This window comes from Vibrio sp. 10N.247.310.17, from assembly GCF_041466605.1.
Lineage (GTDB): Bacteria > Pseudomonadota > Gammaproteobacteria > Enterobacterales > Vibrionaceae > Vibrio > Vibrio tasmaniensis_A.
Window position 1 is genome coordinate 71176 of the sequence record NZ_JBFSTC010000001.1, and the last position, 13027, is coordinate 84202.

At 40.5% G+C, this 13027-nt stretch carries 13 protein-coding genes and 1 other RNA gene; 3 read left to right on the forward strand and 11 right to left on the reverse strand.

Annotated elements, in window-relative coordinates; all coding sequences use genetic code 11:
* Positions 1-222 precede the first annotated feature (222 nt).
* Positions 223-2103, forward strand: a complete 1881-nt coding sequence (locus AB6D80_RS00320) for a RimK/LysX family protein (RefSeq protein WP_017098056.1) — start codon at positions 223-225, stop codon at positions 2101-2103.
* 139 nt (positions 2104-2242) lie between these two features.
* Here the strand turns inward: AB6D80_RS00320 and AB6D80_RS00325 are convergent, their stop codons facing one another.
* The 4 genes from AB6D80_RS00325 to AB6D80_RS00340 all read right to left on the reverse strand — a co-directional run bounded on the left by AB6D80_RS00325 (position 2243) and on the right by AB6D80_RS00340 (position 7334).
* Positions 2243-3556, reverse strand: coding sequence for a HipA domain-containing protein (locus AB6D80_RS00325; RefSeq protein WP_017098055.1), 1314 nt, complete (start codon positions 3554-3556; stop codon positions 2243-2245).
* Entirely contained in the window at positions 3540-3842 is a 303-nt protein-coding gene (locus AB6D80_RS00330) for a helix-turn-helix transcriptional regulator (RefSeq protein ID WP_017098054.1), read from the reverse strand. Before AB6D80_RS00330 ends, AB6D80_RS00325 begins: the two co-directional genes overlap by 17 nt.
* A gap of 1185 nt (positions 3843-5027) precedes the next feature.
* Positions 5028-6356 (reverse strand): P-loop NTPase fold protein, encoded by a 1329-nt coding sequence (locus tag AB6D80_RS00335; RefSeq protein WP_372187497.1) that lies wholly within the window; start codon positions 6354-6356, stop codon positions 5028-5030.
* 510 nt (positions 6357-6866) lie between these two features.
* A complete protein-coding gene (locus AB6D80_RS00340) occupies positions 6867-7334 on the reverse strand; it encodes a hypothetical protein (protein WP_372187498.1) in 468 nt (155 codons plus the stop codon).
* Positions 7335-7390: 56 nt separating this feature from the next.
* Between AB6D80_RS00340 and AB6D80_RS00345 the strand changes: the two genes are divergently transcribed.
* Positions 7391-7627 (forward strand): helix-turn-helix domain-containing protein, encoded by a 237-nt coding sequence (locus AB6D80_RS00345; RefSeq protein WP_372187501.1) that lies wholly within the window; start codon positions 7391-7393, stop codon positions 7625-7627.
* Positions 7628-7848: 221 nt separating this feature from the next.
* Here the strand turns inward: AB6D80_RS00345 and AB6D80_RS00350 are convergent, their stop codons facing one another.
* From AB6D80_RS00350 to smpB, 7 genes are all read right to left on the reverse strand, one after another.
* Positions 7849-8697 (reverse strand): helix-turn-helix transcriptional regulator, encoded by an 849-nt coding sequence (locus tag AB6D80_RS00350; RefSeq protein WP_372187503.1) that lies wholly within the window; start codon positions 8695-8697, stop codon positions 7849-7851.
* A gap of 54 nt (positions 8698-8751) precedes the next feature.
* Complete coding sequence (locus AB6D80_RS00355; protein WP_372187504.1) at positions 8752-9165, reverse strand: hypothetical protein; 414 nt, start codon at positions 9163-9165, stop codon at positions 8752-8754.
* A gap of 1 nt (position 9166) precedes the next feature.
* The gene (locus tag AB6D80_RS00360) at positions 9167-9373 is read right to left on the reverse strand and encodes a helix-turn-helix transcriptional regulator (RefSeq protein ID WP_372187506.1); all 207 of its coding nucleotides are present in this window, start codon (positions 9371-9373) and stop codon (positions 9167-9169) included.
* 119 nt (positions 9374-9492) lie between these two features.
* A complete protein-coding gene (locus AB6D80_RS00365; RefSeq protein WP_372187508.1) occupies positions 9493-10134 on the reverse strand; it encodes a hypothetical protein in 642 nt (213 codons plus the stop codon).
* On the reverse strand, positions 10127-11374 hold the full coding sequence (locus AB6D80_RS00370) for an integrase domain-containing protein (protein ID WP_372187509.1): 1248 nt from the start codon (positions 11372-11374) through the stop codon (positions 10127-10129). Before AB6D80_RS00370 ends, AB6D80_RS00365 begins: the two co-directional genes overlap by 8 nt.
* Positions 11375-11559: 185 nt before the next feature.
* Positions 11560-11926, reverse strand: a transfer-messenger RNA (tmRNA) gene (gene ssrA, locus AB6D80_RS00375).
* Positions 11927-11992: 66 nt separating this feature from the next.
* A complete protein-coding gene (smpB, locus tag AB6D80_RS00380) occupies positions 11993-12478 on the reverse strand; it encodes an SsrA-binding protein SmpB (RefSeq protein WP_004735156.1) in 486 nt (161 codons plus the stop codon).
* Between the two features lie 119 nt (positions 12479-12597).
* On the opposite strand from smpB, the gene AB6D80_RS00385 reads away from it, so the two are divergent.
* Positions 12598-13026 (forward strand): SRPBCC family protein, encoded by a 429-nt coding sequence (locus AB6D80_RS00385; RefSeq protein ID WP_004735157.1) that lies wholly within the window; start codon positions 12598-12600, stop codon positions 13024-13026.
* The last annotated feature ends 1 nt before the right edge of the window (position 13027 follow it).

The following is a 13027-nucleotide window of genomic DNA, read 5'->3' on the forward strand; positions in this document are numbered from 1 at the left end:
TCGTTGGCCTTTTTGGTATTTATTTTTTCAATAGAACACCACATATTGAAAAGGTTATCGGGTATCCAATGGTCAATAATCGATAAGCGAATGCTGCGCAAAGTCATCGGTTTGTCATCGAAAAACTCATAGCGTTAACGTTATGTGAGAACCATTGCTGGTGGGGGAACTATTTGCCGAATCGCCAGTATTATTAGTGAACTGATCACAACGGACCAACTAATGAAAAAGATACCTTTGGCTCTAACTCTTTTAAGCACTCTACTTTTTTCACAATATTCTTTGGCTACAGACACTTCACACACCACTCAAAATCCGACCTACGAACTCGATGGTAAGGCGGTATTAGGGCGTACAGAGAATGTATACCTATCTAGCGTTCAAGGGCTAAAAGACGTTCCTTTCATTGGTAAAATCGATACCGGTGCAGAAACCACTTCTATGCATGCGGAAGACATTCATGTGAAGAGCTCTAATGCCGACTACAAAAACCTCAAAGACAAAGAGTTGATGGCGGCGTTAACCGAAGACCTGTTGAACAATTCCGATGTTGATTACGATGATTGGGATGGCAGTACCTTTGCAAAATATGAAGCTGTGGTCTCTTTCAAGGTTCAAAACCCACGTACGGGTGACATGGTATTAATTAAAGCACCTTTAGAGCGTGTCAGCATAATACGCAGCCGCACCAGCAGCACGCCTTTGCTTCGCCCTACTGTCAAAATGTCGCTGACCATTGCGGATCAAGAGTTAAAAACAGACGTTAACCTGACGGACAGAAGTCACTTCTCTGCGCCAGTATTGATCGGCAAAACCTTCCTTGCGGATAACGCACTGGTGTTTGCTGGTTACGACTATTTGCAGGAGCAGGAAAACGCGACGGTTGTTGGCCGAAAAGAGGTGATGTCTATCTCGGGAATGGCGATGAACGTGACCTTCTCATTAAAAAATCGCTACAGCATTCTTCATGCGAAAGACATCGATGTAGATAAGAAGAACAGTGAAGTGACGTTTGATATGTTCGACAACGATGGTGAGCAGAAAGAGATGACACTGCCATTAGTTCGTATGTTAAGTGTAGGTGGTAAAAAAAGACCTTTGGTGTATGTGCCGGTTCAACTCGATGAAAACACAACCAAAGACGTTCTGGTGTACCTGCGCGACCGTTCGAATAGCAGCTCACAGCTCAGATTGGGCACTGATACAGCAAGTGAGCTTTTTATGATTGACACCAGTGCTGAGAATATTCTTTCTGAAGGATCTGAGAATTTCAGCGAGGTCGCGAAGAAGACTGAGCCACTGATTATCTCACCGGAAGAAGATATCACATTAGATGGTTTCCCTATGAAGGCTGTTGCTTCATTTACTGTCAACACGCCTTTGTTGAAGGTCGACAGTTTTGAAATGACAGGTAAAGGCAAAGAGGCTTCTGTTGAATTTTATCTTACAGATGTAAATGGTGAGAAGCAGAAGATAACAAAGCCAATTATTAAGAAGCTTAAGGTCGGTGATGATACTCGCCCGGTGGTAAGTGGTGAGTTTTTGGGAGCTGGTAAAGTTCGCCAACAAGAGTTTGCTATCGATGTGCTTAACAGCAATGAAAAAGAAGCGTACTTCATTCTAGGTAAGAAGATGGCGAAAGATGGGGTATATGTGAATACTCGATCTGATTATCTTTTGAAATCGGAACCTTTGTTTAAAGTTGGGCATATAGAAGTTGTTGAAGTCAACGGCATGACATTCCCTGCCAAGTTGGATACAGGCGCAGATGTCAGCTCAATGAACGCAGTCAACATCAAACGATTTAAGAAAGACGGCCAAGACATGGTGAGCTTTACCTATCAAAACAACCAAGGCGATAAGCAAGACTTCACTAAGCCTGTGATTGATGTAATGCGCATTAAAGCTAAGAAAGGCGAGAAGGTGAACATTCGCCCAGTGGTAGAAATGAAGGTGAAGTTGGGTGACCTAGAGAAAGAGGTGAGGGTAAACCTTCAAGATCGCTCTCGCTTTGAATACAGCATGATCCTAGGTAAGAACTTCTTAAAGCACGGCGCAGTAGTGAGTAGCGATGAAGATTACTTACTGGGCGATATGGAGTAACACCTAAATTTATCTAATTTCTATCGGTTCAACTTCTTCATCAGTAACTGAACTGGCTGCGTTAATTATCAAGTAGGTAACACAAAGAGCTTTTGCTCTTTGTGCTTTCTATATTCTGATTAGATAGCTTATCTATAAGTTAAAGCTCAATTTCAGTGATGAGTGGTGATTGTTTAAGGAAGTGCTTACATCTAGCCACAACGATTTCACGGTATCGGTTTAAATAAGGTAATTGTGAATCAGAAGTAGGAGTGACGAGAGATATAGCATCATCAATGTTGTTTATAATGTCATTTGCGATCTTTACTAGGCTCTGTTGAAGCAATTTTGGTGAAATACCACAATCGTCAGCAAACTCTACAAGTTGGTAGGCATTAATAGAATCTGAGTCAAATTCATCCCCAATTGCCATCGCAAGATCCTGCTCAAATTCAGGGTACATCCTTACATTGACTAGATCGTAAAGTGGCGTTGGTGTTAAGCCCGATTTTTGGACAAAGAAACTGAAGTTTTTGCCATGTGCATCTGCGTTATAAATGCAGAGATTGAACATTGCCCACTTTAGGATCGCTAGTTTTGCCGCTAATGGGTTTTCACATTGCTCTGTTACCGAAAAAAGTCGGGTGAAGCTGACACCATCACGAATATGACTGACATCTCTTTGTTTACCTAAGTTTCGTTCATACTTTCTATCGACACCTAGGTTACAAGCTTGACAGGCATCGATCATATGCCTTCGTTTCACACTTGTTGAGCTAAATAGCTTTCGATCAAATCTCTCTACAATTAAGGCTGGAAATTGGTCAAAATACCGCAACTCAACATCAGCAACATCTAGTTCAACTAGCTTCGCTAACTTCATCGTCACAAATTCATTTATGACAAGGTGTTGTTGGTCATTTTTTTCGAACTTCACAATATGAGTTGAGCATAGTTCACCCTCTCCAAACCCTAAGTTTCCATCGATAGATAAAACGTTTAGCTTAGATTGAACCCCCGCTACTGATAGTCTTGGTTTTCCTTCCCATATTTCTAAATACCAAAGCTCAGGGTCAGATAGTTTCTTAATTAATTCACTATCGTTGATTGGGTTGAAAGAGGTTTCAGTTTGAACTGGAGAAACACCTTCAGATAAGAACATCATTGCACCTGATGTATCTGTTCCAATACCACCAACTTGTGCAAATACGTTTGAACGTGATACGCCAAGAAAGTCGATCAAATAATCTAACCCTTTATTTTCAGGGAGCAAATTCTGTAAGAACCTCCTGATATTGACTGATGGTATATCAGAGTTAAATGGAAGGTGTGGCGATATGGGAAACCCATTATCAATCCAATCTTGCTTGTAGATTACAGATAGAGCATCACTTTCTTTACTCAGTGATAGTTTGCCTATGACTTGCTGGCTATAGACTATATCGAGGATGTATTGATTAGACCCAGACGTCATTACCTTTCTCCTGTGATGAGACTGAAGCATCTAAGTCTTGCCATGGTTGTATCGATATCTTTATTCCTAGAGCAGACACAACTTTCATTAAAGAGGTTAGTTTAATATCGGAGCTGCCTTGTTCAATTTTTATGTAGGTTTGTTTTGAAACACCAGAAAGCAATGCTGCATCTTGCTGAGTGATTTTACTTTGAGTTCTTTTTGCTTTGATCGCCTCACCAAGTAGTGATGGTGTGAACACCTGGTTTAGATCTGGTGACTCAGTTGCTTTTACTTTCTTAACCATAGAACCTCCATATAGCATGATGCAATAAAGTATGTCTTAGTAGACTTTTAAGTTATTTATACGTAGATTTTAAATAAAAGTCTATTAAAGTTCACTTTTATGGTGAATACATTGAGTTATCACATAAAAGTCTACAGTAGTGAGCTTTTATGATTACAAACTTGGCGATCTTATTAAAAGTCTAATGTGATTTACTTTATGTAATGAAAGAACAATAGAAAACTCAAAGCCATGGGGCTTTGAGATACCTAAAGTATGGCTAACTCTCTATCGGAACCTTAAGGTGGTCGTTCAAGTATTGTGTGTAATATAAAGGCATTACACATTGTCTTGCTCTCACTTCTTGTTTCAACCTTTACTGTCAGGTCTAAGGCTTGAATGATTTTAAACATGGTAGAGAGCGTGGCTTTATCTGGTCTAGTTTCAAAGTTAGAAATGGTAGCTTGCTTTATGCGACTCTCTTTGCCACTTCGAACTGAGTCCATTTATTTTTTTGCGTATTAGCAATAAAGTATTGGCTAATTGTTGTGGGCTATAAATCACAAGTTGTCACTTCATATTATGAGGCTTGACCCCCATTAGAGGATATTGGCCGTGCTATCCCAACAAAGGGATATATATAACTTTATACCTTTCAGGGGATAATCAAAGCCTTTAGCTTAAAGAGGTATTGCAAGAAGGTGGATACCAGCCTTTATTAGACTTGTCGCTAAGTTTTTCTGCGATTGGCGATTATCCATGCGGGTAAGGTGAGGTGATGGTTACACGTAAGTAGATCAAATATGCCACATAAAAGTTAATTAGAAATACTGACTTTGAAGCGCATGAGATGGTTCGAAACTAAAGTCATGGGAATCAAAAGCACTTTACACCGTGCGTCACCCTGTGAGTGAAAGGTAGCGCGTTTAGTACCGACAGCATAATTGATGATTATAAAATACAAAAAGGGCCAACTCTTTCCAAACGTTTGGTGGGCTGGCGTAAGTTGAATCTAATCTTTAACTTAATGATTTATATTGATTAAGCTTTCATTGTTTTTATTTTGGAATACCATTTGGAATACTAAGTGTTTTTGTGATCTTGAAATTGAGCAATGTCTAAAAAGTTGTGCTGAAAGATAGTTGGACAATTGTGTAACGCCTACACTAGAAACAAAAAAGGCTCACCAAGAGCCTTTTTTATTATTTATATTTGACCGAAATTATTAACTACGTTGTGTAAACTAACAAAAACATCTCTATCAAATGCGCGATGTGTTTCCATTTGAATTTGACCAGATTCGAGCATCTGTTCAAATGTAGCGTCATCACATAGAGTTGCAAGAATGATATTAGCTAATGAACCTGCGTATGTACCGTTTTCTTGTTTGATGTTCAATCTTCTTAGAAGCATATCCGGATCAATTTTTTTTGTTACTAGTCCTAAATATAAATCAGGTAAATTAACTTTAATAAATATGAGGCCAGCAACCGCTAATTGATAGTTAAAGTTATACTGACTCGTATGAGTTTCAATATTTTGTATTATAGCAATTTGCGTCATCATCCGCTCAATTTCTCTAAATGATGTGTTGTTTGCTGCGATAACTTCAAGTAGGGTTTTCTTGGTAACATCGTTGACTGCAAGAAAATCGCAGTCCATTTCTCGAACTGCATAGTTTAAAAATTTAATCTTATCTGATTGACCAAAATCTTGGTTGCGATTCTCTGGAAGTTGTAACCAAATATGGATGAATTTCTGTAAGTATGTTTGAGCCTCAATTCCAGAGCCATACTTGCATTTAACAGACTCTTCTAGCTGGGTACGATTCATAACTAGCAAGAATGTTAAACCTTCTACAGAGAATAGGTGTTTAATTTTTTCTATTATTTCTAAAGCAAAATCTGGACGACATCTATCTAGTTCATCAATTACGAAAACCAATTTTTTATTGGCCATCTTTTCTTGAATTACTGTGGAGAGGAAGTCACGGAATTCTTTTAACGCTAATCGATCTTGATCTGTGTTGTCTAGTTTATGCGATATATAACTTTCAACATTATCAGATATAGATTTCGACAGTTCATCTTGAGCTGCATCAAGTATTGTATCGTCGATTAATCCCGCAGTAGCTACGCGGCTTCCGATACGTATCGCACTACGGCCAAAAGCTTTAGCAACGTTAAAAACTTTGTTTTTAAACTCTTCTTTGTCGGTCTCTACATCCAACTGGAGTGCATTGTAGACTTCTGATGCAAGTGCAAGAAATGCATCTTGTTGATAATCATTCTCAAATGCATCAAAATAAATCGTAGTCAATGGGACTTCTAACAAGTTGTTGTGATCTTTCCACATTCGGATAAAAGTTGACTTTCCTTGCCCCCAGTTTGAATCAAGAGCTAAAACCAAATTTTCTTCAGTGTTTAGAATCAAGTTCGTGACTTGTTCGCCAAACCTCTTTCTACCGAAAATATCGATACCTGAGTTAAAACCGTTATTATCGGTAAAGTCAAAAATAGGTAAAGTAAGTCTCATGATTTTCAATTAGTCCTTATGATTAGTTTCGTTAAGAGTACCATGAGTTATGATTCATTTCTTTGTTGCGCACTGCAATTCATAGTATATGTTGGTGTGGGTTATCAAAGATACTAGAGGTATCAGTTTTAATCTGGAGCGGAGAACTTAAACAAAGGACTGTTATAGTTTAGTTGCTATACCACCCTGTGATACATCACGTGGATTGCAACGAACCGCATTATTAGAGTAGATAACTTTTAGTAGGGTAAAAGCCCATAAATCGGGTATGAATGAGTAAAAGCATTAAGTAGAAAAGGGACAATGACGTTTTAGGTTGAAGGCTCTAAAGTGAAGAAAAACGTTTCATAAAACCAAGTGATAGTACTCTATTGTTCGATTGGAATCGCTTTTCCCCAAGGGGTTGTAGTAGATATATTCTATGAGTACATGATATTAAACAAAGGCTAGCAAGCAACTTGTCTAGCCTTTGTTGTGGTTCAATAATAGGTTGGTAGCTCGCTAGCCAAGTTAAAAACTCATTTGTTTTTTTGACATCGTTTTAATTGTTTCTGGCTTGAGAAATCCAGATGGCTTTCGACTAGTACAGATAATCTCACTTGTTGAGACGGTGCCTACATATATGACCCCTTTATCGTCAATCATTGCCGCTATCCATCCTGCTGATGAGATTGCTTTTGCGTTTGGTTCAGCTGCTACCTTTAGTGAGTCCCCTCTATACTCTATTATAATGTCCCCATCCTTATAGAAGCCAGTCGCCCAACTATTGTCACTTGGTGTTCGACCTTTCGTGATTTGTTTGTAATCTCCACCCATATTTTTCATTACAGATAATCTAGTAAAATGGTACAGACTTAAGCATGCTCCATACTCCTCGAACTTATTTTTTAGTTCCTGTTTCTTTGCGTTCTCATCAAAAGCTCCACCAGCGCACCCCGTGAGCACTATTACAGCTGTCAAAAATAATAATTTTCTCATTGTAAACTCCTGTACCTAATTTGGGTACATTGTAGTTTGTTCCTAATATCGGAACAATGAAAAAAACAATTCACTCTGCTGATTATCAAAAGCTAATTCATTGGCTAAAAGATGAAAGGCTAAAACAGAAACTATCAATGAGAGAGCTTGCTGCAAGGCTAGGCTGCCCTCATTCATTCATTGGCAAGATTGAACAAGGAGAAAGGCGATTAGATATAATTGAGTATTTATCCTACTGTGAAGCGTTAACTATCTCCCCACATTCTGGATTAGATCTGATTCTTAACAAGTAATTTATGCCCCCCATTTAGGCTCCAGTTAAGATATAAAAGAGAGATATAGGAATGAGACTTTGAGCGAATAGTTTTTTGAACTAGAGAATTGAGTTCTAACCCTTGTGACACCTGAGTCTCTCAATGGGATGACTATACGGAAACATATTAAACCTACCCATTTAACTAGGAGCTAAGCAAGCTCAAATCGACCATAGCTTTCAGCAAGAGCTCTCAGAGTCTCATTTATTCTCTGATGCTGATTTATTTAACCTAGAACCACTGAAAGCAATTTTACGTTTTGATAACAAGCTTTGTTTATCTCGCTTTGGCTTGGTCGCAACTTTCGCTTGGTAGCTGGTATGCTCGAAAAAATCACAGTAATCACTCCAGCACTTAACTAGACGAATCCGCTCTAGGCGTTCTATATCGTTCTCCCCAAACCATGCCTTAAACGGTAATCGCTTGAGTGCGTTTCGGATCTTTCTCTTTATCGAGCCACTTTCTTTGTGAGCCCATGGGCTGGCGTCAAACATGATCGTAATGTGGTAGTGCTTGCCGTTGGCGGTGACTTCTTCACACCCTCGCCAGATACACGGTGTGATTTTTATGCTTTGAAGCTGGCGGTTAATCGGCTTGATAACCTCGCTCATGGTTTTGAGTCGGTGCTCTTTTACTGTCTTTGAACTTATGGTGAGCATAATGCCTACTGGTAGCCTAAAGCTCTCTAGTAGTGGCTCAAACGTATTACTAAGCCTTTTAAGCTCACTAGTAAAACAAGCTCTAGGGCTGCCGTCTAAGCCGCTTGTGAGTATCGGTAAGTGCTTACCCGAGATAGGGCTTATGAATGTACGCAGCACAGTTTGGTTCGATTTACCTTTTTGATACTTGCGCTTTTGGTTGCCTCTATCTGGTACATGAGCAAATAGCTCACCGAGGACAGGACTGTGTTTTTTGAGCTTCGAGGGCAGCCAGATGTTTTTGTTTTTATATCCTTTAATCGGAGGCGGGAGCGCCTTGTCTTTTACCATTCTTTTTATGGAGCTTTCTGATACTTGTAGAACAGAGGAAAGATCTTGAATTGATAGCATTAGATACAAATACCAGAAGTTACAGCCCCGCATAGAGGCGGGGCAATATATTGCTTATTTATACTTACCTTTGATGCTGGTTACTTTTGGTGTTCGAGCCTTCTTTGCCCCTTTGTTAGCCACTACAAAGCTATTGCTTTTCCCCATCATTCGCTTTGAAGTTACATTGATCTCTGGAGGAATTATCACGGGATACCCTTTGGCATAGTCCTTCAAAATTGCTTTTGCTTTGCGAGTTAGAAATCCACAAGCAACTCCTAGCTTTTTTGAAAGTCGGTATTTACATAAAAATACATACGAGCCGTATGACTGCGCTAGTAAATGAAGTAGTTTCCACTCATTACTGTATGTCGATTTATGGATACAGACTCCCGATTCTGTAAGGTGTTTTAGGGCTCGTATATGCTTGTGATAACGTTGTTTTGAAGCAATGTATTGGCGCTGAGTTGCTTGTTGTTCAGGTGTCATATCAAGCCCCCTTATTTTGTTTTACTTCTAGGTTTTCAATCCATTCAATGACTTCATGTAATTTGAACCCGACAGCTCTTTCACCTAACAATACCCTAGCTGGAAAGGAACCTTCAGCGATTCGGCGGTAGATTGTAGGGCGTGATAAACCAGTTAGACGCATTACTTCTGGTAAGCGAACAATAGAAAGTTGAACTTTGGTACTCATGTGATCTCCTTAGATGTCGTAACTTCTGATAGGAGATTAATGAGTTATCTGTGATGAAATAAGACGGAAAAAAAGGAGAGCGATTTATTCCCCCCTTATCTGTTTTTGAAGAAGTGACTTTATCTCTTACGATTGAGCCTTTTGAATAGCGACTGATACTTAATCAAGTGTGTTTGCTCTCTTGTTTTCGTATAGCGAGCTCTAATTTGGGTAAGTGTATCGCCTCCATCGGTTCGTGCTACTTCTTGTAGCTCTTCTTCATAACTTTTGACTACTTGCATGGCATGAAACAGGATGGTTTCGGAATCTGTTCCAATGCTGTGATTGTGTGAAAGCTCTCGCTCAGGAAAAGGGCTGATGCCTAAACTATCAAGTTTGTTCACGTGTACACGAATAGCTTTTGTATCAATACCAAGTGCCAATGCAGCTTTGTTTTTACTACCTAATAAAATACAAATAGCCCAAACAAAAGTTGATTCTGAAAGTAGCTTTTCAGGTCGCCCAGCACTCTTGCTTTTTATGGATTTTCTTTGGAGCAGTTGGTTGAGCATCTGAATGTAAAATCGGTGTTCAAGTGTTAAGTTATTTGGTGGATTGTTCAAGAATTCAAATAGGTCATCTTCATACTTTAAGAAAATATCATCGTTAGCGAATGAAGATATTTCGACTGATGTTTTAGGGACTACCCCACCTTTCAGTGCCTTAATTTCTGATGCTGTTACTTTCTTCGGGTCAATATCAATGTGCTTTTGCTTATTCATCGCCAACAACCCTCAGTGATTTATAACCAGTAATAGAAAGTGTGCCTTGTGATGCTTGGATAATATGCTCGCTCCACCATTGCATCATTGGGCGTCTGCGCTCTAAATAGTCGGTGCGGTTGTATGCTCGTCTCACTTCGTTTTTATCAATGTGGGCGAGGGCTGCTTCGACCAAATCAGAATCATACCCTTGCTCGTTAAGTGTGGTACTGGCAATAGAACGCAAGCCGTGACTTACTAAGCGCCCAGCAAAGCCCATGCGCTTCAGGGCAGCATTTGCGGTTTGGCTGTTGGTTGGCTTTTTCGGATCACGGTCAGCAGGAAATACATAGTCACGATGTCCGCTGATCGGTTTCATAGATTCCAAGAGCGCTAACATTTGAGGCGTTAGTGGGATGGAGTGCTCTTTACGTTTTTTCATACGCTCCGCAGGAATCACCCACTGATTATTCTCAAAGTCGATCTCTTCCCATCGTGTGCCTGCCGCTTCATTAGGGCGAGTCATTGTGTGCAGTTGCCACTCAATCAGCGAGCGAGTGGTGCGCTTAATACTGGCGTTGGCTATTGCTGCCATTAGTTCAGGTAGCTCAGCAGGTGCTAAGGCTTTCATGTTTTCTTTCTTTGGCTTTTTAAAAGCAGCTCGAATACCTGAAAGTGGGTTTGCTGGTGCGAGCCCACAATTGACGGAGTAGTCCATCACTTCGTTAAGCCTTTGAGTGACACGCTTTACGGTTTCTAAGCTTCCTTTTGCTTCTACTGGGCGAAGCAACTCTATCACCATTGGAGCGGTAACTTGGGTAACTGGTGTTTTAGCGAGTGTTGGGAATACATACAGCTCAAGAGAACGCCAAATATCTTTAGCGTAGTCCACAGTCACATCATTACGCTTTATATCGAACCAGTCCGAGGCAACATTAAACAGAGTGTGCTCAACAATAGCGGCTTGCTCCTTTACTGACTCGTTTCGATGTTCTTTCGGATCAATTCCCTGCGCTAGTAGCTCTTTTGCTTCTAAAGCTATTTTTCGAGCATTGGCAAGGGTGAGGCTAGGGTAAGTCCCTAATCCTAGGTTAATGCGTTTCTTGGTTATCGGGTGGTAGTAATTGAGATTCCATTGAGTCGTCCCATTTTTTCTCACTCGAAACTGCAATCCATCGCCATCTGATAGGACGTAGTCTTTATCTTTGGGCTTTGTTGCTTTTAGTTCTTTGTCAGTAAGACGAGTTGTTTTACGAGCCATATACACCCCTAGAATTGCTGTTTAGTATTCCAATATAACGAGTTGTTGCTTGGAATACTAACTGGAATACTAAGAGATTGAGAGGTCTTGATATGTAATGAAATGCTACGAGAAGGGTAATGTGTTGATGTGTAAGGCTTTAGATGCAAAAACGGGACATCCTGAGATGTCCCGTTCCAAACGTTTGGTGGAGCTGGCGGGAGTTGAACCCGCGTCCAAAAATCATTCATCATTGGTACTACATGCTTAGTCGATCTTTAATTTCACCAGCAACCTGCGAACCGACACGCTAGTTAAAGGCTAACCTGAATTGTTATTCGCGCTTTTCCTCTCAGGTGGGAGAATCCGCGCTAGCTAGTTTGGGTTTGATCTCTTATTGGTCCCCGTCTTACGAGCGGAAGCTAGGGTAAGAGAGCTCTGAGCAGGTTATTAAGCTGCTAGTGCGTAGTTTTCGTCGTTTGCGACTATTTTTTTGCGGCTTTTAACGTGGCCAACCGCCCCACGGCATGCACCTCAGACTTCAAAATTCCTGTCGAATCCTAAATCAGCCCCAAGTGTTATTTGCATAGTACCAGAAAAGCTTTGCCTGTCTAGCACTGTGCGTTTAAGTGCTTAAAATTAACGCAAATTACTCTTCATAATTCGTGCTTTATCTCTCGCCCAATCTTTTTCTTTCATATCAGTACGTTTATCGTGCAGCTTTTTACCTTTCGCTACGCCAACTTTAATCTTCGCCCAAGAGCGAGACCAGTAAAGCGCGGTTGCGACAAGTGTCATGCCTTCACGGTTAATACGACCGATAAGGTTGTCGAGTTCTTTTCTCGACATTAGTAGTTTACGGATGCGTGTTGGGTTCGCCACGATATGAGTACTCGCTTGAGTGAGCGGAGTGATCGTCATACCACTGATGAATGCTTCGCCGTCTCTGATGTAGACGTAGCTTTCTGCGATATTGGTTTTGCCTTCACGTAGGGATTTTACTTCCCAGCCTTGTAGCTCAAGCCCCGCTTCTATCTCATCATCGATGAAATATTCGTGGCGAGCTTTCTTATTAAGCGCAATGGTATTGCTACCGGCTTTTGATTTTGATTTATTCTTTGCCATAATGGCCTCATTATACGGATTGCACCCTAGTTGGGGAATCCTTTTTATTTGCGCTCTGGCCCAATACAATTAAAATTGCAGTTTGTGTTAATGTAACGCTGTCTTTAACAGGAGTCTATATGCCAAAGGTTACTCGTTCAGCATTAGTGTCGTTTAGTGCCGACCAGATGTTCAGCTTGGTCAATGATGTTGCTCGTTATCACGAGTTTTTGCCAGGGTGTTCTGGTTCACGTGTGATCGAATCTTCAGATTCAACTATGGTGGCTTCGGTTGATGTCTCTAAAGCGGGTATCAGTAAAACATTTACCACATCGAACCGCTTAGCGGATGGCGCTGAGATCTTGATGGAGCTGGTGGACGGCCCGTTTAAAAAGCTACAGGGCGGTTGGTATTTTACTCCGCTCGATGAGCAAGCGTGTAAGGTTGAGCTTAAGTTAGAGTTTGAATTCTCTAGCCGAATGATTGAAATGGCATTTGGTAAGGTTTTCAATGAGCTGACGAGTAATATGGTCAGTGCTTTTACTCAACGCGCGAAACAGGTTTACTAAG

Bases quoted from the DNA above. Each gene is read 5' to 3' on its own strand.
- AB6D80_RS00320 (WP_017098056.1), top strand. From the start codon at position 223: ATGAAAAAGATACCTTTGGCTCTAACTCTTTTAAGCACTCTACTTTTT.
- AB6D80_RS00325 (WP_017098055.1), bottom strand. From the start codon at position 3,556: ATGACGTCTGGGTCTAATCAATACATCCTCGATATAGTCTATAGCCAG.
- AB6D80_RS00330 (WP_017098054.1), bottom strand. From the start codon at position 3,842: ATGGTTAAGAAAGTAAAAGCAACTGAGTCACCAGATCTAAACCAGGTG.
- AB6D80_RS00335 (WP_372187497.1), bottom strand. From the start codon at position 6,356: ATGAGACTTACTTTACCTATTTTTGACTTTACCGATAATAACGGTTTT.
- AB6D80_RS00340 (WP_372187498.1), bottom strand. From the start codon at position 7,334: ATGAGAAAATTATTATTTTTGACAGCTGTAATAGTGCTCACGGGGTGC.
- AB6D80_RS00345 (WP_372187501.1), top strand. From the start codon at position 7,391: ATGAAAAAAACAATTCACTCTGCTGATTATCAAAAGCTAATTCATTGG.
- AB6D80_RS00350 (WP_372187503.1), bottom strand. From the start codon at position 8,697: ATGCTATCAATTCAAGATCTTTCCTCTGTTCTACAAGTATCAGAAAGC.
- AB6D80_RS00355 (WP_372187504.1), bottom strand. From the start codon at position 9,165: ATGACACCTGAACAACAAGCAACTCAGCGCCAATACATTGCTTCAAAA.
- AB6D80_RS00360 (WP_372187506.1), bottom strand. From the start codon at position 9,373: ATGAGTACCAAAGTTCAACTTTCTATTGTTCGCTTACCAGAAGTAATG.
- AB6D80_RS00365 (WP_372187508.1), bottom strand. From the start codon at position 10,134: ATGAATAAGCAAAAGCACATTGATATTGACCCGAAGAAAGTAACAGCA.
- AB6D80_RS00370 (WP_372187509.1), bottom strand. From the start codon at position 11,374: ATGGCTCGTAAAACAACTCGTCTTACTGACAAAGAACTAAAAGCAACA.
- smpB (WP_004735156.1), bottom strand. From the start codon at position 12,478: ATGGCAAAGAATAAATCAAAATCAAAAGCCGGTAGCAATACCATTGCG.
- AB6D80_RS00385 (WP_004735157.1), top strand. From the start codon at position 12,598: ATGCCAAAGGTTACTCGTTCAGCATTAGTGTCGTTTAGTGCCGACCAG.